The organism is Pseudomonas sp. 8Z, from assembly GCF_902506535.1.
Classification (GTDB): Bacteria; Pseudomonadota; Gammaproteobacteria; order Pseudomonadales; family Pseudomonadaceae; genus Aquipseudomonas.
On the sequence record NZ_LR733824.1, the window covers coordinates 190,233 to 211,156 of the forward strand.

Annotated in this window: 19 protein-coding genes; 6 read left to right on the plus strand and 13 right to left on the minus strand. The window is 62.5% G+C overall.

From position 1 onward, the window contains the following. Window positions 1-69: 69 nt before the first annotated feature. The 3 genes from ubiB to ubiE form a co-directional block, all read right to left on the minus strand. Window positions 70-1,653: a ubiquinone biosynthesis regulatory protein kinase UbiB gene (ubiB, locus tag AERO9A_RS00885; protein WP_159970034.1), complete on the minus strand. Its 1,584-nt coding sequence runs from the start codon at window positions 1,651-1,653 to the stop codon at window positions 70-72. Further along, a complete protein-coding gene (locus tag AERO9A_RS00890) occupies window positions 1,650-2,282 on the minus strand; it encodes an SCP2 domain-containing protein (protein WP_159970035.1) in 633 nt (210 codons plus the stop codon). Before AERO9A_RS00890 ends, ubiB begins: the two co-directional genes overlap by 4 nt. A 250-nt stretch (window positions 2,283-2,532) precedes the next feature. Next, window positions 2,533-3,303 (minus strand): bifunctional demethylmenaquinone methyltransferase/2-methoxy-6-polyprenyl-1,4-benzoquinol methylase UbiE, encoded by a 771-nt coding sequence (ubiE, locus tag AERO9A_RS00895; RefSeq protein WP_159970036.1) that lies wholly within the window; start codon window positions 3,301-3,303, stop codon window positions 2,533-2,535. Window positions 3,304-3,442: 139 nt separating this feature from the next. Here ubiE and AERO9A_RS00900 point away from each other — a divergent pair, with 139 nt between their 5' ends. From AERO9A_RS00900 to AERO9A_RS00910, 3 genes are all read left to right on the plus strand, one after another. Continuing rightward, entirely contained in the window at window positions 3,443-3,718 is a 276-nt protein-coding gene (locus AERO9A_RS00900) for a polyhydroxyalkanoic acid system family protein (RefSeq protein WP_159970037.1), read from the plus strand. Between the two features lie 204 nt (window positions 3,719-3,922). Then, complete coding sequence (locus AERO9A_RS00905) at window positions 3,923-4,369, plus strand: phasin family protein (RefSeq protein ID WP_159970038.1); 447 nt, start codon at window positions 3,923-3,925, stop codon at window positions 4,367-4,369. A 10-nt stretch (window positions 4,370-4,379) separates the two neighbouring features. Beyond that, entirely contained in the window at window positions 4,380-5,141 is a 762-nt protein-coding gene (locus AERO9A_RS00910) for a phasin family protein (protein WP_159970039.1), read from the plus strand. A 138-nt stretch (window positions 5,142-5,279) separates the two neighbouring features. On the opposite strand, the gene AERO9A_RS00915 is transcribed toward AERO9A_RS00910, so the two are convergent. The 10 genes from AERO9A_RS00915 to AERO9A_RS00960 form a co-directional block, all read right to left on the minus strand. Further along, a complete protein-coding gene (locus tag AERO9A_RS00915) occupies window positions 5,280-5,894 on the minus strand; it encodes a TetR/AcrR family transcriptional regulator (protein WP_159970040.1) in 615 nt (204 codons plus the stop codon). Window positions 5,895-5,966: 72 nt separating this feature from the next. Beyond that, complete coding sequence (gene phaC / locus AERO9A_RS00920) at window positions 5,967-7,649, minus strand: class II poly(R)-hydroxyalkanoic acid synthase (protein WP_159970041.1); 1,683 nt, start codon at window positions 7,647-7,649, stop codon at window positions 5,967-5,969. A gap of 221 nt (window positions 7,650-7,870) precedes the next feature. Next, window positions 7,871-8,725, minus strand: a complete 855-nt coding sequence (gene phaZ / locus AERO9A_RS00925; protein WP_159970042.1) for a poly(3-hydroxyalkanoate) depolymerase — start codon at window positions 8,723-8,725, stop codon at window positions 7,871-7,873. A gap of 144 nt (window positions 8,726-8,869) precedes the next feature. Then, window positions 8,870-10,549 (minus strand): class II poly(R)-hydroxyalkanoic acid synthase, encoded by a 1,680-nt coding sequence (gene phaC, locus AERO9A_RS00930; protein ID WP_159970043.1) that lies wholly within the window; start codon window positions 10,547-10,549, stop codon window positions 8,870-8,872. A 293-nt stretch (window positions 10,550-10,842) separates the two neighbouring features. Beyond that, window positions 10,843-11,214, minus strand: coding sequence for a gamma-butyrobetaine hydroxylase-like domain-containing protein (locus AERO9A_RS00935; protein ID WP_159970044.1), 372 nt, complete (start codon window positions 11,212-11,214; stop codon window positions 10,843-10,845). Window positions 11,215-11,375: 161 nt separating this feature from the next. Further along, window positions 11,376-12,716, minus strand: coding sequence for an HslU--HslV peptidase ATPase subunit (gene hslU, locus AERO9A_RS00940; protein ID WP_159970045.1), 1,341 nt, complete (start codon window positions 12,714-12,716; stop codon window positions 11,376-11,378). Between the two features lie 41 nt (window positions 12,717-12,757). Next, entirely contained in the window at window positions 12,758-13,288 is a 531-nt protein-coding gene (gene hslV / locus AERO9A_RS00945) for an ATP-dependent protease subunit HslV (RefSeq protein ID WP_024306625.1), read from the minus strand. A gap of 95 nt (window positions 13,289-13,383) precedes the next feature. Next, entirely contained in the window at window positions 13,384-14,064 is a 681-nt protein-coding gene (locus tag AERO9A_RS00950; RefSeq protein ID WP_159970046.1) for an SPOR domain-containing protein, read from the minus strand. Then, entirely contained in the window at window positions 14,065-15,804 is a 1,740-nt protein-coding gene (gene argS / locus AERO9A_RS00955; protein WP_159970047.1) for an arginine--tRNA ligase, read from the minus strand. It lies immediately after the preceding gene. Window positions 15,805-16,015: 211 nt separating this feature from the next. Next, window positions 16,016-18,235: a primosomal protein N' gene (locus AERO9A_RS00960; protein WP_159970048.1), complete on the minus strand. Its 2,220-nt coding sequence runs from the start codon at window positions 18,233-18,235 to the stop codon at window positions 16,016-16,018. 157 nt (window positions 18,236-18,392) lie between these two features. Between AERO9A_RS00960 and rpmE the strand changes: the two genes are divergently transcribed. From rpmE to AERO9A_RS00975, 3 genes are read left to right on the plus strand one after another with little or no spacing between them, the layout of a single operon-like run. Then, window positions 18,393-18,605 carry a 50S ribosomal protein L31 gene (gene rpmE / locus AERO9A_RS00965; protein WP_024306629.1) on the plus strand — a complete coding sequence of 71 codons (213 nt, stop codon included), beginning with the start codon at window positions 18,393-18,395 and terminating at the stop codon, window positions 18,603-18,605. A gap of 26 nt (window positions 18,606-18,631) precedes the next feature. Next, window positions 18,632-19,432, plus strand: a complete 801-nt coding sequence (locus AERO9A_RS00970) for a thermonuclease family protein (RefSeq protein WP_159970049.1) — start codon at window positions 18,632-18,634, stop codon at window positions 19,430-19,432. A gap of 11 nt (window positions 19,433-19,443) precedes the next feature. Further along, window positions 19,444-20,868, plus strand: a complete 1,425-nt coding sequence (locus tag AERO9A_RS00975) for a M48 family metalloprotease (protein ID WP_372239630.1) — start codon at window positions 19,444-19,446, stop codon at window positions 20,866-20,868. Window positions 20,869-20,924 lie beyond the last annotated feature (56 nt).

Consider the following 20,924-nt stretch of genomic DNA (forward strand, 5'->3'; position numbering starts at 1 on the left):
TGTGTTCCAAGTCTGCCGGGCGTGCCGGGCTGTCAATTCGCCAAGTGTGCCAGTGCCGTCGCTGGCTGGCTATCGGCGCAACACCAGATACAGCCCGCCGCCGACCATCAGCCAGGCCGGCCAGGTGATCAGTAGCGGTTCCAGCCCCTGCATCGCACCGGCGCCAATCAGTGCGGCGCCAAGTAAACGCAGCGGCCACTGAGGGCTTTGTGCGGTGGATTGGGGCGCGGGTTGCTGTTGCAGGCGCTCCAGCGTGTCGCGGGCGATCTGGGATAGATGGGGGACTTGTTCGGCTTGCTGCTGCAGGTTGCGCAGCAGGTGCAACGGGCTCACACGCTCGCGCATCCAGCGTTCGAGGAAGGGTTGAGCGGTGCTCCACAGGTCGAGGTCCGGGTAGAGCTGACGGCCCAGGCCTTCGATATTGAGCAGGGTTTTCTGCAGCAGCACGAGCTGCGGCTGCACTTCCATATTGAAGCGCCGTGCGGTCTGGAACAGGCGCAGCAGCAATTGGCCGAAGGAGATGTCTTTCAGCGGCCGCTCGAAGATCGGCTCGCACACGGTGCGAATCGCCGCCTCGAACTCGTTGACCTTGGTATCGGCCGGCACCCAGCCTGAATCAATGTGTAGTTGCGCGACCTTGCGGTAATCGCGCTTGAAGAAGGCCAGCAGGTTGCGCGCCAGGTAGTCTTGGTCTTCGTCGGTAAGGCTGCCGACGATGCCACAATCGATGGCGATGTACTGCGGGCTCCATGGCGTGCGGGTGCTGACGAAGATGTTGCCGGGGTGCATGTCGGCGTGGAAGAAACTGTCGCGGAACACCTGGGTGAAGAAAATTTCCACGCCGCGTTCGGCCAGCAGTTTCATGTCGGTGCGCTGGTCGGCCAGGGTCGCCAGATCGGTGACTGGAATGCCGTAGATGCGCTCCATCACCAGCACCTGTGGGCGGCACAGATCCCAGTAAACCTGCGGCACATAAAGCAGCGGCGAGCCTTCGAAGTTACGTCGTAGTTGGCTGGCGTTGGCCGCCTCACGCAGCAGATCGAGCTCGTCGAAGATGGTCTTCTCGTAGTCGCTGACCACCTCTACCGGGTGCAGGCGACGGGCATCGGCTGAGGCTTTCTCGGCGATGCGCGCGATCAAAAACAGCCAGGCCAGATCCTGGCGAATGACCGGCTTGAGGCCAGGGCGTACCACCTTGACCACCACCTGCTCACCACTTTTGAGTTGCGCTGCATGCACCTGGGCGACGGATGCCGAGGCCAGTGGCTGGCTGTCGAAACGGGCGAATACTTCGCTCACCGGTGCGCCGAGCTGGCGCTCGATGAGGGCGATGGCCTGGTCTTCAGGGAAGGGCGGCACGCGATCTTGCAGGTGCGCCAGTTCCTCGGCGATATCTGGCGGCAGCAGGTCGCGGCGAGTGGACAGTATCTGGCCGAACTTGATGAAGATTGGCCCCAGATCCTGTAGTGCCAGGCGCAGACGCGCGCCGCGCGATAGATCCAGCTTTTTACGCGGCAGCCAGCGCCATGGCAGCAGCCAAGACAGTGCACGCAGCCGCAGTGGCAGCGGTAGTTCGAGGAGCAGGTCGTCCAGTTGGTAGCGGATGACCACGCGTTGGATGCGCAGCAGACGGCGAACGGCAAGCAGCTTCATGCGTCGGACTTATGGGCACAAGTGAGGCGCTCGATGCGTGCTTCCAGGCGGTCGAGGGCGAGTTTGAGTTGGTCCAGCTCGGCGAAGCGCACATCGGCCTCACGCTGCCCGACCAGAGTTCGTGATTCTTCGGCCAGGTAGTCGGCTAGATCCTGTTTGAGGCTGGCGGCGCCGTGTGTGGCCAGGTTTATCCGGCTGCGCAAGTGGCTGGCGAGCAGGGGTGTGGCGACCGGGCCGAGCCAGCGCGAGACTTCGTATTCCCAGTCCAGCTCCAGATCTTGAAGAATGCCGGCCAACTGCATGAGCACGCCGCTGTCGCCATCGAGCGAAACCTCGGGGCTGTGCAGCACTGCGGTTTTGTCGCGGCTCAGGGCCAGGCGAATCAGGCTGGTGGCCGACGCCGTCAGGGTGCAGTCGGCGGACGCATGCCACTGGGATGCCAGTTGCAGCCCCTTGCCGCTGGGCAGGATGAACAATTCCAGCGCCGGGCTCTGGCAGTGCACGGCGATGACCTTGCCAGCCAGTGCATGCAGGCGTGGCAGCGCCGTGCCGTCGAGGCGCAGGACGCGGTTGAGGCCCGTTTCGACGCCCGCCAGCAAGCCCGTAATCAGGGTCGGTTGCCGTATCATCGCGAGACGCGTTGCAGCGACAAATGACGCCAGGCAAGGCGCGGGACGCCGGCAATGGTCGTTCCCTTGCCAAGTCCCGCAACGCCGCATGGCGTCATTTGCCGCGCAACCCTATGGGCCGGACCGTTCTTTGCGCGATGCCGCGTTATTCGTCGTTCATTTGGAATAACCAAACTACTCTCCTCATGCCTTGCCTCGCGCAAAGAGCGGCTCCGGCGCGGCCGCGCGGATACGGTAACCGACCCTGGCATTAAGGCTTGATGCCGCGATGCAGGGCGACGATGCCGCCGGTCATGTTGTGGTAGGTGACGCGCTCGAAGCCGGCGTCGACCATCATCGCCTTGAGGGTTTCCTGATCTGGGTGCATGCGGATCGATTCGGCCAGGTAGCGGTAGCTGTCCGAGTCGTTGGTGATCAGCTTGCCAGCCAGCGGCATGAAGCTGAACGAGTAGGTGTCGTAGATCTTTGCCAGCAGCGGGTTGCCGGGCTTGGAAAACTCCAGCACCAGCAGGCGACCGCCGGGCTTGAGCACGCGCAGCATCGAGCGCAGGGCGTCTTCCTTGTGGGTGACGTTGCGCAGGCCGAAGGCGATGGTGACCACATCGAAGTGGTTGTCGGGGAACGGCAGCTTCTCGGCATCGGCCTGGACGAATTGCACGTTGCCGGCCACGCCCTTGTCCAGCAGGCGATCACGGCCAACCTTGAGCATGGAGTCGTTGATATCAGCGAGGACGACCTGGCCGGTAGGTCCGACGATGCTGGAAAACTTGCGGGTCAGGTCGCCGGTGCCGCCAGCGATGTCGAGCACGCGATTGCCTGGGCGTACGCCGGACAGCTCGATGGTGAAACGCTTCCACAGGCGATGCAGGCCGCCGGAGAGCACGTCGTTCATCAGGTCGTACTTGGCGGCTACGGAGTGGAAAACCTCGGCAACCTTCTCCGCCTTCTGGCTTTCCGGTACATCCTGAAAACCGAAGTGGGTGGTGGGTTCCTGCTCCTGGGCCTTGCGTGGATCGCTCATGTCGCTCTCACCGGGTAGAAAACCGCACCATTCTAAAGCTGCATGCAGTCTTTGTCTTGCTCAGGGCCTGTGCTGGGCTGGTAGAGTGCCGTGACTTCATGCCGCAGCGTTGCGGTATCTGCTTGTTCGAGGAACTGTCATGTCGCGTATTCATGTTGAACGATCCCATTCCCTAGGCCGAGAGGCCGCGCGCGAGAAAGCCGAGCGTCTGGCCGAGCGCTTGGCCAGCGAGTACGACGTGCGCTACCGCTGGAACGGCGACACGCTGGAGTTCAAGCGCAGCGGTGCCGATGGCCAGATTGAGGTCGGTGAGGATCGCGTTCGCGTTGAGGTCAAATTGGGTCTGCTGTTGTCGGCCATGGGCGGGATGATCCAGCGTGAGATCGAGCAGGCGTTGGACAAATCGCTGGGCTGAAGAGGTGGCAGGCCTCAGTGCGTAGGGTGGATGTCGCTTTTTACATCCACCAGATTTGGTGGATCGGTGAAGCGTGATCCACCCTACGGGTTTGCAGCCTGAAGCCGCTCTTAGTATGCGATTTCTAATTTTTCTTCATAGGCTGTGCTCAAGCCTGCACTCCGTGGGCGTTTCCGCTGACTGTCACAGCGCGTGAGGTGCACCATGTCGAAAGTTGCCGTGAAGAAAAAAGTCGAGGCTGTGGTCGAAGACAAGTCTGGCTTGTTCGATGATGTGAAAGGTTACGCCCGCAAGATTTATCTCGCAGGTCTGGGGGCTTATGCCAAGGCCGGTAGCGAAAGCGCCGAGTATTTCAAAGAGTTGGTCAAGACCGGTGAAGGTGTCGAGACCAAGGGCAAGAAACTGGTTGATGAGCAGGTCGAGGCGGCTAACAGCCAGATCGAATCGGTCAAACAGTCGGTCAATAGCAATGTCAGCAGCGTCAAGGGTAAGGTAGAGGTGCAACTCGACAAGATCGAGAAGGCATTTGATACCCGTGTTGCCGCAGCACTCAACCGTATCGGCATCCCCTCCAAGCAGGATGTCGAGACGCTCTCTGCTAAGTTGGACGAGCTGGGCGCCTTGCTCGAGCACGTCGCGCGTACCAAGTAAGGAGATCAGGATGGCTGTTAAGAAGAAAACCGAAAAGCAGACCAGTTCCTGGATCGGCGAGGTCGAGAAATACTCGCGCCAGATCTGGTTGGCGGGCCTGGGGGCCTATTCCAAGGTCAGCAAGGATGGCTCCAAGCTGTTTGACACGCTGGTCAAGGATGGCGAGAAGGCTGAAAAGCAGGCCAAAACTGAAGTCGACAAGCAAGTCGATGCCGTTAAAAGCAGCGTTGGTTCTCGTGTAGGTACTGCCAAGTCCAAGGTCGATGAGGTCAAGGGCAAGGCTTTCGGTAAGTGGAACGAGCTTGAGGAAGCGTTCGACAAGCGTTTGAATAACGCCATCTCGCGTCTGGGGGTGCCGAGTCGCAACGAAGTGAAGGCGCTCAACGATAAGGTCGACACCCTCACCAAGCAGTTGGAGAAGCTGACCGGTGTAACCGCCAAGTCGGTGGCCAAACCTGCGCCAAAAATAGCCGCCAAACCTGCTGCCAAGCCAGCAGCGAAAGCGACTGCCAAGGCTGCCCCGAAAGCCGCCGCCAAGCCTGCTGCGGCGAAACCCGCTGCTGCCGCTGCCAAGCCTGCAGCCAAGCCCGCCGCGAAACTAGCAGCCAAACCTGCGACTGCAGAGGCGGCTGCTGCGAAAAAACCAGCAGCGAAAAAACCTGCTGCGCCCAAGACCGCTGCGAAGCCCGTTCCGACGGCGCCTGCTGCCACCGCCCCGGCAGCAGAGCCCGCTCCGGTCGCGACTCCGGCCACTGCAGCCAGCGCTTCCTGAGTCTCTTGGAAGCACAAGCGCCCGGCCTAGTGCCGGGCGTTTGCATGTTGGGGTACGGCGTCGCGTAGGGGGCAACCTGCCATCTGCGGCCTTGGCGGGTTGCACCTGCCTTACGATCAGAGACTGAGGTATCGAGCGTCAGGCTTCCAGATAGCGCTGGGCCAGGTGCTCGACTGCGGCGCGTGAGGGCGCTATCAGATGTGGCGCGACTAGCATCATGACCTGGTAAACCACCAGGCGAACTTCGCCGTCCTGATCGAGAATGCGCTGATAGTCGAGAGAGAACAGCAGCGTCAGGGTGATTTGCTCCACCAACTGCCCGAGGGCGCGTGTGTCGCTGACCAGTTGCCCTTCAGCCATCAGGCGCGCAAGCAGTGAAGCCAGAGTACGCTTGAGTGAGTTCAGCCAATGGCGAATGCCGCGGGCTAGTTTGGGCAGGCGCCCGGCCAGGTTGGACAGGTCCTGAAAGAGGAAGCGGTACTGCGCCAAGCGCTCGACGATCAGGTGCAGGAACAGCCAATAATCTTCGACGTCCAGACGGGCATTGGCTGGCGGGTCGAGAAGAGGCGCCATCTCGGTCTGGAAACGCTCGAACAGCTCCAGTATCAGCGGCTCCTTGCCGTGAAAGTGGTAGTAGAGATTGCCTGGGCTGATCTCCAACTCGTTAGCGATTTCCAGTGTGGAAACATTGGGCTCGCCCAGGTTGTTGAATAGCTGCAGGGCGGTGTGCAGGATGCGCTCGCGGGTTTTCATCCGTCTCTTCTTGTTTGGGGCGCCTGGGGCGTGACGATAGCCTGGCTGATCATCAGGTGTCGACCAGCGCTTTCAGCGGATATGCACGTAGTTGCCTGGTGCCGCTTCCATGGGCGGGTATTTGCTGCTGCCAAGTGCCATCAGGGTCTCGCGCTGCTCGCCTGAGCGGGCTTGAATCCATTCCAGCCATTGCGCCCACCAACTGCCTTGCTGGTGCTGTGCATCGTGGAACCAGGCGCGTGGGTCCGAAGTGAGTTTGGCATTTTCGTAGTAATTGGCCTTGGGGTTGCCCGGCGGGTTGAGGATGCTCTGGATGTGGCCGCTGTTGGACAGGATAAAGCGGCGGTTGCCTCCGAGTAGCAAGGTCGAACGGTAGACCGAATCCCAGGGGGTGATGTGGTCATTGATGCCAGCCACGCTAAAACTGTCGAGGGTGACTTTGCTCAGATCAACCGGCGTACCGCAGACTTCCAGGGCGCCTGCGCGGGTCAGCGGGTTGTGCTTGAAGAAATCGATCAGATCACCGTGCAGTGCCGCCGGTAGGCGCGTGCTGTCGTTGTTCCAGTAGAGGATGTCGAAGGCCGGAGGCTGCTTGCCGAGCAGGTAATTGTTGATCCAGTAGTTCCAAATCAGGTCATTCGGGCGCATCCAGGCGAATACGCGAGCCATATCGCGGCCATGGAGCACGCCATTCTGGTAAGAGCGGCGCTTGGCCGACTCCAGCGCTTGCTCGTCGGCGAAGAGCATGGCAGGGCCATCGATCTGACTATCGAGCAGGCTGACCAAGTAGGTGGCGCTGGCGATCTTGCGTAATTGCCGACGTGCCTGCAGATGGCCTTGCAAGGCGGCGATGGTCAGGCCGCCTGCGCAGGCGCCGAGCAGGTTGACGTCCTTGCTACCGGTGATGGCGCGGCACACATCGACGGCCTCCTCAACGGCTTGCACGTAGCTCGAAAGCCCCCATTCGCGATGCCGTGGATCGGGGTTACGCCAACTGATCATGAAGGTTTGTAAGTCGTTCTTCAGGGCGTACTGGACGAAGCTCTTGTCGTTGGACAGGTCGAATATGTAGTACTTGTTGATCTGCGGCGGCACGATCAGCAATGGGCGCAGGTACTGCTTCTCGCTCATTGGTTTGTACTGGATCAGCTCCAGTAACTCATTGCGAAAGACTACCGCGCCGACTGTGGTGGCCAGATTCCGACCGACCTCGAAGGCATGTTTGCTGACCTGGCTGGGGAGGCCGTCGTTGTGCAGCATGTCCTCGAACAGGTGACGTAGCCCGTTGAACACACTGCTGCCGCCGCTGTTGAACAGTTCCTTCAGCGCCAGTGGATTGAGCAGGCTGTTGGAGGGCGACAGGGCATCGCCGACCAGGGCGGCGAGAAAGCGCGCGCGGGCGCGGTCATCGGACGGCAGGTCACTTTCCTCGATCCAGGCATTGAGCTGTTTTTGCCAGGCCAGGTAAGCCTGCAGGCTGCGCTTGTAAAAAGGGTTGAGATGCCAGGTGGGGTCGGCGAAGCGTGCATCCTGCGGGTTGGGTTTGTGCAGGGTGTCACCCAGCAGCACACGACCGAGTTGCCCGCCAAATGCCAGCAGGTGGCGAGCATTGTGTAGCGGGTTGCGCAGGCTGTGACCGGCCAGCAAGCGCACGGTGGAGAGCAGATCTCGACCACGCAGGCCGACCACTGCACTTTGCGCATTGAGGAAACTGGCAGGTGTCGGCAAACCGCCGTTATTCGACTTGTCTCGCATGGGGCAACACTCCGTCGTCAAACCGTGTAGAGACTTTCGGGCGCCGCTGTTGTTGGCGCCAGTCGGGAGCAGAACTCCCGTATCCATTCGCAGCAAGGCCTGTACCAGACGCGCAGGAGGTGCATTCCAGACTGCTGCGTTGACGGCGAAAAGGCCGAATGTGGTGAATATCGCGCACTACGCTGGTGCGTTTAATCTGCTGACGGTCTGCCAGCTTTCAATCAATGGCGTAAAGGCATCGGTTGTGGGTGCATCACGGCGCGATGTCGTTCTTCCTCAAGGAATTTCATGATGATTGGCGCCACGGCTTCGGCTCGGGTCACCAGGAACAGGTGGCCGTCGTCGATCACATGCAACTCGGCATTGGGAATGCGCCAAGCCAGTAGGCGCATGTTGATCAGTGGGATCAGTGGGTCGTCATCGCCCGCCATTACCAGTGTCGGCTGGCGAATCTTGTGCAGCCAGTGGATGCTGGTCCAGCCGAGGCCGGCGAATAGTTGCCAGTAGTAGCCCATCTTGCCGCCCGAACGCACCTTGCTGGCATGCGCCATGGCCAGTTTGGGATCGCGGCGAAAGGCGCCGCCGTAGATGTCCGGGGCGATGCGTACACCATAGGAGGGTTGCACGTAGCGCCGGGGGCTGGCCATGCGCCAGAGCACCTTGGGTTTGCCCGGCACCATCACCGCACCGGCCGAGGTGGCCGCGAGAATCAGCTTCTTGCAGCGCTCCGGGTAGTCATGGGCGAACTGCTGCGCCAGGGCTCCGCCCCAGGACACGCCAATGGCGTTGACCTGGCCGTAGTCGAGGTAGTCGAGCATGCGTGCCGCCAGCTTGGCCAAGCCCGGAAAGCGGTAGGGTGTGGCTGGCGTGGAGGAGCCGCCAACACCGGGCACGTCGAAGGCGATTATCTCCATGTCGGGGTCGAGCGCCGCGACGAAGGGCATGACCAGCTCCAGGTTGGCGCCAATGCCGTTGAAAATCAGCAGCGGCACCAGTTGCCCGTTGCCAGGGCGAACTGCTGTGCGGATGGTCTGCCCATCGAGATCGATGGTGCGGAAGACGAACGGTTGCGGCATAAGCGCAGCCCCTATCGAGTTGAGCGCTGGCAACGACCATCCCGGCCGTTTCCAGAGTGACCAGGACATGCCTGGTTTGCCACACCCGGCCAGGCCGTCGTGGCATGCGGCACCTCCCAGTGCCGTATGTCGTACTGCTGTCGATCAGCGCTCGTGCACATAGGTGCCTGGCGAGGCTTCACCTGCTGGGTACTTCTTATTGCCCAGACTGGTCGGCGTATTCTTGGTTTTGCCTGAGCGTTCGGCCAGCCACTTCTGCCAGTGTAGCCACCAGGAGTCGGCGTTCTTGGTCGCGCTCTCCTGCCAGGCAGTCGGATCCAGCGGCATTTCGCTGTTGGTCATGTAGCGCGCCTTGGGATTGCCCGGTGGGTTGAGGATGCTCTGGATGTGGCCGCTGTTGGAGAGGACGAACTCGCATTTGCCGCCGAACAGCAGCGCCGATTTGTAGCAGGACGTCCACGGCGTGATGTGATCGGTGGTGCCGGCGACGACGAAGAAATCGCAGTTGACCTGCTTGAGGTCGATCGGGGTGCCGCAGACTTCCAGAGCGTCCGGACGGGTCAGCGGGTTGGTCTGGAACATGTCGATGAACTCGCCGTGCAGGGCGGCTGGCAGGCGCGTGGTGTCGTTGTTCCAGTAGAGGATGTCGAACACCGGTGGCTCGTTGCCGAGCAGGTAGTTGTTGACCCAGTAGTTCCAGATCAGGTCGTTGGGGCGCATCCAGGCGAACACCTTGGCCATGTCGCTGCCTTCGAGAACGCCGCTTTGGTAGGACCGGCGCTTGGCCACTTCCAGGGTCTTTTCGTCGGCGAATAGGGCGACCTGGGTGTCGAGCTGAGTATCGAGCACGCTGACCAGCAGAGTCAGGGCGCTGACCTTCTGTTCGCCGAGCGCGGCGTAATGGCCGAGCAGCGAGGCGGTGGTCAGGCCACCGGAGCAGGCGCCGAGCATGTTGACGTCTTTGCTGCCAGTGATGGCGCAGACCACGTCGATGGCCTCTTTGAGCGCCTCGATATAGGTGGACAGGCCCCACTCGCGTTGCGCTTTGGTCGGGTTACGCCAACTGACGATGAAGGTTTGCACCTGGTTGCGCAGGAGGAAGCGCGCCAGGCTCTTCTCCGGCGAAAGGTCGAAGACGTAGAACTTGTTGATCTGCGGTGGCACGACCAGCAGCGGGCGTTCGTGCACGCTTTCGGTGACTGGCTTGTACTGGATCAGCTCCAGCACGTCGTTGCGAAACACCACGGCGCCGTCGGTAGTGGCCAGGTTTTTGCCGACTTCGAAGGCATCCATGTTCACCTGGCTGGGCATGCCGCCGTTGTTGACCATGTCCTTGGCCAGGTGCGAAAGGCCATCGAGCAGGCTCTTGCCGCCGGTTTCGAAGAAGCGTTTGACCGCCGCCGGGTTGGCCATGCTGTTGCTGGGGGCCATGGCTTCGGTCATCAGGTTGATGACGAAGTGGCCACGGCTGGCGTCCTGTTCAGACAGCGAGCTGTGCTCGATCCAGTCATGCAGCTCTTTGCGCCAGGCCAGGTAGGTTTGCAGGTAGCGGCGATACAGCGGGTTCTGGCTCCAGGCCGGGTCGGTGAAGCGGCGGTCGCCTTCCTCGGGTTTGAGCGCGGACTGGCCGAGCAAGACGTTTTTCAGCTCAATGCCGAAATGGGCAACATGCTTGGTGCTGTGGAAGGGCTGCTTGAGTGCTTGTGCCAGTACCATGCGGGCAGAGGTCAGAAGATCCCTGCCGCGAATACCGATCACTGGGTTGAGTCCCAGTGTGTTCTCCGAGGCCTGACGTTTCAGGTCTTCGTTGTTCTTTTCACTCATCTACGACGCTCCAATGTCCTGAGTCGCATACCGGCCTTGCTCGCGGCGAAACAGTGGCCAGGTACTGCTCGGGTTGCCGGGGGCGGATCGAGTCCGCGTCATGCATTGCATCTGGTTTGGCCAAATGCAGGGAACCTGCCAGTTCCTTGGTTACCCGAGTTTGTGTTGTTAAGCAAGTCGCTCGATGACGCAGGAGTATGCCGCGACAGTTTAGAAAAATCGTTCTAACTAGCGGGCATTGGGGCGAGGGAAGTACGCTGGAGCGCTCTGCGCCGAGGTTTTGCTGTGGCGTATCAGAGCATCAAGCGGACGACGGATTCGTTGGGGTCTCGCGACTGACCGGCGGCGGCCAGTTGCGCCAGATAATCGGCCCATAGCTGATCCTGGCGGGTAGCCAGTGCAAAAAGATAATCCCAGGTGAACAGGCCGCTGTCATGGCCGTCGTCGAAGCACAGTTTCAGTGCATAGTTGCCGGCCGGTTCGAGGCGTTCGAGCGCGACATTGAGCTTGCCGGTTTGCAGGACCGGCTTGCCGTGCCCCTGAACTTCGGCTGAAGGTGAGTGGACACGGAGGAACTCGGCGCTGAGCGAGTAGCTCTGCTCGCCGTAGCGCAGCTCCAGGGTTTTCGACGCCTTGTGCAGTTTGATCGCGCTTGGGATGGGCATGGCTGATGTCCGTGATCTTTTTAGGCGCTACGCCCGGTTGAGTGATTGCGCCATCCTGTAGGAGCGGCTGGGCGGCATTGCGCTTCAGCCGCGAAATTCGGGGATAAATCCGCTCCTACAGGATGACGCCGACCATCGGCGACTAGATCGTGCGACAGGGTTTACAGGATGTAGCGCGACAGGTCTTCATCCTGCGCCAGTTCGCCGAGGTGGCTGTTGACGTAGTCAGCATCGATGCGGATGGCCTGGCCATCGTGCTGCGCAGCCAGATCGCCGGCGCTGAAGGAGACTTCTTCGAGCAGGCGTTCGAGCAGGGTGTGCAGGCGGCGCGCGCCGATGTTTTCGGTCTTCTCGTTGACCTGCCAGGCGATCTCGGCCAGACGCTTGATGCCGTCCTCGGCAAACTCGATGTCCAGCCCTTCGGTCTTCAGCAGCGCGCTGTACTGCTCGGTGAGCGAGGCGTGCGGTTCGCTGAGGATGCGTTCGAAGTCCTGTGGGCTCAGCGCCTTGAGCTCGACGCGGATTGGCAGACGGCCTTGCAGTTCGGGCACCAGATCGCTTGGTTTGCTCAGGTGGAAGGCGCCCGAGGCGATGAACAGGATATGGTCGGTCTTGACCATGCCCAGCTTGGTGTTGACCGTGCAGCCCTCGATCAGCGGCAGCAGGTCGCGCTGCACGCCTTCACGCGATACATCGGCGCCGCCGGCGTTGGCGCGTTTGGCCACTTTGTCGATTTCGTCGATGAAGACGATGCCGTGCTGCTCGACCGCTTCCAGGGCGCGAGCCTTGAGTTCTTCCTCGTTGACCAGGCGTGCAGCCTCTTCGTCGCGCACCATTTTCAGCGCGTCGGCGACCTTGAGTTTGCGGGTCTTGGTCTTGCCTTTGCCGAGGCCGGAAAAGAGGTTCTGCAATTGGCTGGTCATTTCCTCCATGCCTGGCGGGGTCATGATTTCCACGCCCATCGGCGATTCGGCGACCTCGATGTCGATTTCCTTGTCGTTCAGTTGACCCTCGCGCAGGCGTTTGCGGAACAACTGACGGGTGTTGGAATCCTCGTGGCGGGCAGGCTCGTCACCGAAACCCTGGCGCGCCGGTGGCAGCAGGGCGTCGAGGATGCGCTCTTCGGCGGCGTCCTCGGCGCGGTGGCGGACTTTGACCATTTCCTGCTCACGGAGCATTTTCACGGCAGCATCGGCCAGATCACGGATGATCGATTCGACGTCGCGGCCGACGTAGCCGACCTCGGTAAATTTGGTCGCTTCGACTTTCAGGAACGGCGCGTTGGCCAGTTTGGCCAGGCGGCGGGCGATCTCGGTTTTACCCACGCCGGTCGGGCCGATCATCAGGATGTTCTTCGGCGTGACTTCCTGGCGCAGATCGGTCGGCAGTTGCATGCGCCGCCAACGGTTGCGCAGGGCAATGGCAACGGCGCGCTTGGCGTCGTCCTGGCCGATGATGTGGCGGTTGAGTTCGTGGACGATCTCGCGGGGCGTCATGGACATGGAATCGGGCTCGCTATCGAATCGGGATGGAAGAACGGACGTCACTCGGGGGCGTCCAGTTCCTCGATGGTCTGGTGATGATTGGTGAAGACGCAGATATCGCCGGCGATGCCCAGCGCGGTTTCGGCCACTTCACGGGCGGACAGGTCGGTCTTCATCAGCAGGGCGCGGGCGGCGGCCTGGGCGAAGTTGCCACCGGAACCCATGGCGATCAGGCCTTCCTCGGGTTCGACTACGTCGCCGTTGCCGGTGATGATCAGTGAGGCGTCCTTGTTGGCCACGGCCAGCATGGCTTCCAGGCGGCTCAGGCTGCGGTCGGTACGCCAGTCCTTGGCCAGCTCGACAGCGGCGCGCACCAGATGGCCCTGGTGTTTCTCAAGCTGGCCTTCGAAGCGCTCGAACAGGGTGAAGGCATCGGCGGTAGCGCCGGCGAAGCCGGCCAGCACCTGACCGTGGTAGAGGCGGCGCACCTTCTTGGCGTTGCCCTTCATGACGGTGTTGCCGAGGGAAACCTGGCCGTCACCAGCCATCACGACCTTGCCGTGGCGGCGTACTGAAACGATGGTGGTCAAGGGTGAATCTCCACGCTGCGGGGCGAATTGCCCGGATGGAGAATCAGATGGGGTGCCCGCCGCGGCTTTTCAACCGCCAGCGGGTGAATCGCTGCTCAGCGGATCTGACGCTGCTGTAACAGCAGGTTGCCGAAGCCGCTGGCGGCGAGGGATTTCTGCGCGGCAGCGAGCTGTTCGCGGGTGGCAAAGGGGCCAACCAGCACGCGGTTCCAGGTTTCATCGCGCACCTTGCCGGCTTCGACCTGCACGCTCTGGCCGAGCAGGATGATCTGCGCACGCAGCGCGTCGGCGTCTTCGCGGCGGCGGAACGAGCCGGCCTGAAGGAAGAACTGCGTGGTCAGCGGCGCATTGGCAATCACCTGCGGGGCGGGCGGCGGTACTTGCCCTTGCAGTGCGGCTTCGGCGCGGGCGGTGTCGATCTTCGCCGCTTCCTCTGGGGTAACCGGTTTCTGTTCCGGCGCAGGCGCTGGTGTTGGCGTTTCCTCCAGCGCTTGCGGCAGGATCACCTCGGACTCCGGCAGCAGGGTGTAGAAGTCGTACTTGGGCTTGTCTGGCTCGTTCGCCTTGGGCTTGGGTTCGACCTTGCTGCTCTTGGCCTGCTCGCCCTTGTCGCGGCGTACCTCGTCACGCCCCGGTTCGAGGCTGAACAGGAACATGAAGAAGCCGCCGACCACCAGGCCGCAGGCCAGCCAGATCCAGCCCGGTACAGGCTTTTTCGCCGGGGCTTGGTAACGGCTTGCGCCGCGCTTTGGGGCTGGCTTCTTGCGCGCTGCCATTTACATCCGCTCCAGGGTTTCCAGGCCGAGCAGCTCCAGGCCCTGCTTGAGGGTGCGGCCGGTTAGGGCGGTCAGGCGCAGGCGGCTGTTGCGGGTGGCTTCATCGGAGGCCGTAAGGATTGGGCAGTTCTCGTAGAAACTGGAGAACAGACCCGCGATGTCGTACAGGTAAGCGCAGAGCATGTGTGGCGTGCCTTTCTCGGCGACGCTGGCGAGTAGTTCGTTGAACTGCGCCAGCTTGGCGGCCAGAGCCTGCTCCTGTTCGGCGGCCAGGGTAATCTGCCCGCCGATTTCCTCCACGCCCGTGCCCAGCTTGCGGAACACACCGGCCACACGGGTGTAGGCGTACAGCAGGTAAGGTGCGGTATTGCCCTCGAAGCTCAGCATCAGGTCGAAGTTGAAGCTGTAGTCGCTGGTGCGATGCTTGGACAGGTCGGCGTACTTCACCGAGGCGATGCCGACCACGCGGGCAATCTGACGCAGCTCGTCGTCGCCCAGCTCCGGGTTCTTGCTCTTGACCAGCTCGTAAGCGCGCTGCTCGGCTTCATCGAGCAGTTGCACCAGTTTCACCGTGCCGCCGTCGCGAGTCTTGAACGGGCGGCCGTCCGGGCCGTTCATGGTGCCGAAGCCCATGTGTTCCATGTCCATGCTGGCGGGCACGAAGCCAGCCAGGCGGGCGCAGGCGAAGACCATCTGGAAGTGCAGGGCCTGGCGTTGGTCGACGAAGTACAGCACGCGGTCGGCCTTGAGCGTACCGGCGCGGTAGCGGGTGGCAGCCAGGTCGGTGGTGGCATACAGGTAGCCGCCGCCAGCCTTCTGCACGATCAGCGGCAGCGGGTTGCCTTCGGCGTTCTTGAAGGCGTCCATGAATACGCACTGGGCGCCGTTGTCTTCGGTCAGCAGGCCTTTGGCGGCCAGATCGGCGACCACCTGCGGCAGGTCGTCGTTGTAGGCGCTTTCGCCCTTGACGTCGGCCATGCTCAGTTTGACGCCGAGGCGGTCATAGAGCGCCTGGCAGTGGCTCAGGGAGATGTCGTTGAAGCGATTCCACAGGCGCAGGCACTCGGCGTCGCCGGCCTGCAGTTCGACCACCAGTTGGCGTGCACGGTCGGCGAATTCGGGCGACTCGTCGAAGCGCTTCTTGGCTGCTCGGTAGAAGCCTTCCAGGTCGGCCAGTTCGCTCTCGGCTGCCGCCGGGTTCTCCTGCATGTAGGCCAGCAGCATGCCGAACTGGGTGCCCCAGTCGCCGACGTGGTTTTGGCGGATCACGCTGTCGCCGAGAAACTCCAGTACACGCGCCACGCTGTCGCCAATGATGGTCGAGCGCAGGTGACCGACGTGCATCTCCTTGGCCAGGTTGGGCGCCGACAGGTCGACCACCACGCGCTGCGCTGCGCCGCTCTTGCGCACGCCGAGCTTGGCGTCGGCCAGCGCCGCTTCCAGGCGCTGGGCCAGGGCGTCGCTGTTCTGGAAGAAATTCAGGAAGCCGGGGCCGGCGATGTCCACCTTGCTGATTTGCTCGTCGGCGGGCAGGGCGGCAATCAGCTTCTCGGCCAGGTCGCGCGGCTTCATACCGGCGGGTTTGGCTAGCATCATGGCGATATTGCTGGCGAAGTCGCCGTGGGTTTTATCCTTGGTGTTCTCCACCTGAATGGTCGGCGTCAGGCCTTCAGGCAGCACGCCTTCGGCGGTGAGGCGGGCGAGGGCTTGCTGGATCAGGTGGCGAATGCTGTCTTTCATGTTCGGCTCGGGCTGCCTTGGGGGCTTTGGTCGAAAACTGCGCATTATAAGAGCAGCGACAAGCTGCAAGCCACAAGCGGCAAGGAAAAGCGTGCCGCGTTTCCGTGGGGAGTGGGTAGGGTGGGCTGCAGCCCACCAAGGCTGGCCGCTGCTGGTGGGCTGAAGCGGGGCGCCGCCCGGCCCACCCTGCAGACTGTTACAGTGCGTCGGTTCAGAACAGATCGATCGGGTCGACGTCCAGCGACCAGCGTACGGCGCGGCCGCTGGGCATTTGCTCAAGGGCCTGCAGCCAGGGTGTGAGCAGGCGGTGTAGCGAGGCGCGAGCGCTGCCCTGTAGCAGTAGTTGCGCGCGAAAGCGCCCGGCGCGGCGTTCCATCGGGGCGGGGATCGGCCCCAGCAGTTCGATGCCGGAAAGTCCCAGCTCGCCCAGTAAGTGCTCGGCTTCGCTACAGGCTTGGTCGAGAAAACTCTCGGCCTGGCCAGGCTTGTGCGCTTCTGCGCGCAGCAGGGCCAGGTGGCAGAAAGGTGGCAGACCGGCGGCGCGACGTTCGCTCAGGGCTTGTTCGGCGAAGGCGAAGTAGCCCTGTTCGGTCAGTTGCACCAGCAGCGGATGATCAGCCAGATGGCTCTGGATGATCACCTTGCCTGGTTCTTCGGCACGCCCGGCGCGGCCAGCCACCTGCACGATCAACTGGGCCATGCGCTCGCTGGCGCGAAAGTCCGCCGAGAAAAGGCCGCCATCGGCATCGAGAATGGCCACCAGAGTGACGCGCGGGAAGTGATGGCCCTTGGCGAGCATCTGGGTGCCCACCAGAATGCATGGCTCGCCCTTGTTGATGGTGGCGAACAGGCGATCCATCGCGCCCTTACGCGCCGTGCTGTCACGGTCGATGCGCAACACCGGGTAATCGGGGAACAGTACAGCCAGGCGTTCTTCGGCACGCTCGGTGCCGGCACCGACTGGGCGCAGGTCGACGTGTTGGCACTTGGGGCAATTGCTCGGCTGGCGTTCGACATGGCCGCAGTGATGGCAGCGCAGTTCCTGGTAGCGCTGGTGCACGGTCATGCGTGCATCGCAGCGTGGGCATTCCGATAGCCAGCCGCAGTCGTGGCAGAGCAGGGTCGGGGCGAAGCCGCGGCGGTTGAGGAACACCAGCACCTGCTGACCTGCTGCGAGCGTCTGGGCGATGGCTTGCTGCATCGGCCCGGAAATACCGGAGTCCAGCGGCCTGCTCTTGACGTCCAGGCGTAGGAAACGTGGTTGGCTGGCGCCGCCAGCGCGTTGAGTCAGCTTGAGCAGGGCGTAGCGGCCCGTGTGGGCGTTGTGCAGGCTTTCCAGTGAAGGTGTGGCTGAGCCCAGTACGATCGGTATGTTGTCTTGGTGGGCGCGCACCAGAGCCAGGTCACGGGCGTGGTAGCGCAGGCCCTCCTGCTGTTTATAGGAAGCGTCGTGCTCCTCGTCGACGATGATCAGGCCGGGATGCTTCATTGGCGTGAACAATGCCGAGCGAGTGCCGATGATGATGTCGGCCTCGCCATCGCGAGCGGCCAGCCAGGCGTCCAGGCGCTCGCGGTCGCTCACTGCCGAGTGCAGCAAGGCGATGCGTGCATTGAAGCGGCGGGCGAAGCGCTCGAAGGTCTGCGGGCCGAGGTTGATCTCGGGGATCAGCACCAGTGCTTGCTTGCCAGCTTGCAGGCACTGGTGGATCAGTTGCAGGTAAACCTCGGTTTTGCCACTGCCGGTCACGCCGGCCAGCAGGTAGGCATTGAAGCGCCCCCAGCCCGAGGCGACTGCGTTGACGGCAGCGCGCTGCTCGCTATTGAGCGGCAGTTCCGGCTGGGCTAGCCAGTGAGCAGGCTTGGCGTGCGGTTGGTTGCGCCGTAGCTCGACCTTGACCAGGCCTTTCTCGTGCAGCAGTTGCAGGCTGTCGCGGTTGAGCTGTAACTGGCTGAGCAGGCTGTGAGCAACGCCATGCGGGTGCTGCGCCAGGGCCTTGAGTGCCTCCTGCTGACGCGGTGCGCGCGCCAGGCGTGGATCGTCGACGCTGGCGCCGGGCTTGGCCAGCCAGTAGCGTTCTTGATGTACTTGGGCGGGTTCGCCTTGGCGCAGCAGCACCGGTAGCGCCCAGCTCAGGGTGTCGCCGAGGCTGTGCTGGTAGTACTGTGCGGTCCACAGGCACAGCTTGAACAGCGAGGTCGGCAGCGGCGAACGCGCATCGAGCAGCTCAAGCGCGGGCTTGAGTTTGTCCGGCGGCACCTCGCTCTGGCTATCGAGTTCCACCAGAATGCCGATCATTTCTCGCCGCCCGAACGGCACGCGCAGGCGCGCGCCTGGCTGCAGAGCATTGCGCGACACGCCAGCAGGCGGCAGGTAGTCGAACAGGCGGCGCAGCGGTGACGGTAAGGCTAGGCGCAGGATCAGATCGGACACGCAGGGGCTCCATGGCTGGCGAGCGATCTTAGCATGCGACAGTCGGCGCCTAGCGCGGCTTGCATAGCCCTGTTTGTCTGGTAATATGCGCGGCCTATTTCTGTGCGGTGCCTGACGTTGGGTCGGGTGGCGGCACGACTACCCCGAGGAAAGCACCATGAAAGCCGATATCCACCCGAATTACGTCGAAATCGACGCCACCTGCTCCTGCGGTAACGTCATCAAGACCCGCTCCACCATCGGTAAGAACCTGAGCCTGGACGTTTGCTCCGAGTGCCACCCGTTCTACACCGGTAAGCAGAAAGTGCTGGACACCGGTGGTCGTATCGACCGCTTCAAGCAGCGCTTCGGCGTATTCGGCGCCAAGTAAGCGGCCGAACGATAGCGGAACGTGCCATGCACCTTTCCGTAAATCTGAAAAAGGCGTCCCTGGTGGGCGCCTTTTTCGTTTCTCTGCTGTGGTTGGATCTCGCGCAGGCGTTCTGCCCGCTGCGCGCCGATCTGCCGCAGGTCGCTGTGCGCCAAGTGGTGGACGGCGATACGTTGCGTCTGGCCGATGGTCGCAGTGTGCGTCTAATCGGTATCAATACTCCCGAGTTAGGGCGCAAAGGCCGCAGTGATGAGCCTTATGCCGTCCAGGCCAAGCGCCGCCTGCAAGCGCTGGTCGAGTCCAGTGGCGGCAAGGTCGGTGTGCTGCCTGGCAAGCAGGGCAAGGATCGTTATGGCCGTACCTTGGCGCATCTGTATGACCGTAATGGGCGCAATCTGGAAGCGCAGTTGCTCCGCGAGGGGCTCGGCTTCATGGTCGCTGTCGCGCCCAATACGCAACTTGTGAGCTGCCAGGTGCAGGCCGAGCGTGAGGCGCGCCAGCAGCGTCTGGGCTTGTGGACGCAGGCGCAGGTCAAGCAGGCCGGGCAGTTGCGTCGTGGCGGCTTCGCCCTGATAAGCGGACGTGTCGCCTCTGTACAGCGCAATCGTGGTGGGCTGTGGCTGGAGATGGACGGCAATCGCGTGTTGCGCGTGGCGCCCGAGTTGCTCGCGGATTTCGACGAGCGTGCCTTGGCGCGCCTGAAAGGCCGAAGTGTCGAGGCGCGTGGCTGGGTGATCGACCGGCAGGCGCGAGGTGCGAGCCGGTCGGGACAGGCGCGCTGGCTGTTGCCATTGACCGATCCGGCCATGCTGGAGGTGCTGCCGTGAAGTCTGTGCTGATGCTGTGTCTGGCGCTGTTCTGGCTGGCCGGCTGCGCGGTCAACCCGGCAACCGGGCGCAGCGATTTCGTGATGATGAGCGAGCGTCAGGAGCTGGAACTCGGCGCCCGCTACAACCAGGAAATTCTCAAGCAGAACCCTCGCTACGATGACGCCAGGTTGCAGGCCTATATCCAGCGTGTGGGTGAGCGGGTGGCGCGTAGCAGTCACCGTGGCCAGCTCAAGTATGTCTTCACCTTGGTGGACAGCCCGGACGTCAACGCCTTCGCCCTGCCGGGCGGCTACATCTATATCCATCGCGGGCTGCTTGCCTATCTCAACTCCGAGGCGGAGCTGGCCGCGGTGCTGGGGCATGAGGTCGGTCACGTCACGGCGCGTCACAGTGTGCGCCAGCAGAGCCAGTCGATGGCCTGGGGCCTACTTGGTCAGGCGGCTGCCATTGGTACGGGCATTGGTGCGATGGGCGACGTCACCAATGTTATGGGCAATGCCTTCGTGCGTGGCTATGGGCGCGATATGGAGCTTGAGGCTGACGGTCTTGGTGCCCAGTACCTGGCGCGTGCAGGCTACGACCCGCAAGCGATGATCGAGGTGGTCAAGGTGCTGAAGAATCAGGAGACCTTCGCTCGTGATCAGGCTGCCAAGCGTGGAGAGGCGGTGCCCGAGAGTGGCGGCTACCACGGCTTGTTCGATACGCACCCGGACAATGACCGTCGCTTGCAGGAGGTGATCGGCCCGGCCCGTGCCCTGGCGGGCGGTCAGCAGGAAGTCGGGCGTGACGTCTTTCTGCAGATGCTCGATGGTCTGGTGTTTGGCGATTCGGCATCCAGTGGCATTCGGCGTGGCCAGCATTTCTATCATGGGCCGCTGGATTTCACCCTGAACTACCCGCCTGGCTGGCAACTGGTCAATCGTCCGGATGTATTGATTGGTCATAGCGAAGATGAGCAGGCGTTCATCGCCGTGACACTGGAGGCGGCAGATAAGCGCTTGAGCCCCGTCGAGTTCTTGCGTAAGCGGGTTGGCAATCAGCGCCTTCTCGCCGGTGAGCCGTTACAGGTCGGGCCGTTGCGGGGTTATACCGCCGTGCTTTCCGGGCAGTCGGCGCGCCGAGTGGCGGTGATTTATCGCGGTGACAGCGCCTTTCTCTTTGTCGCGGCAGTCAAGGGGCGCGCCTCCCTGGAAACCGAGGACGAGCGCTTCCTGAGCGTGATTCGCAGCTTGCGCGCGCTGACGCCGCAGGAGCGCCTATTGGCCGAGCCGGTGCGCCTGAAATTGCAGCGAGTGCGGGCGGGGCAGCGTTTGGCCGCATTCGTTGGTCAGGGCGCAGCGGCAGAGGGCGGCGAGGCGCGTTTGCGTCTGCTCAACAACCTCTATCCAAGTGGCGAACCACGCCCCGGAGATTGGCTGAAGACGCTACGCTGAATGAGTGGTTGCAGTGCGACCGAACAGTCTTGTCGAGTTATATGCAACTTGCGTAT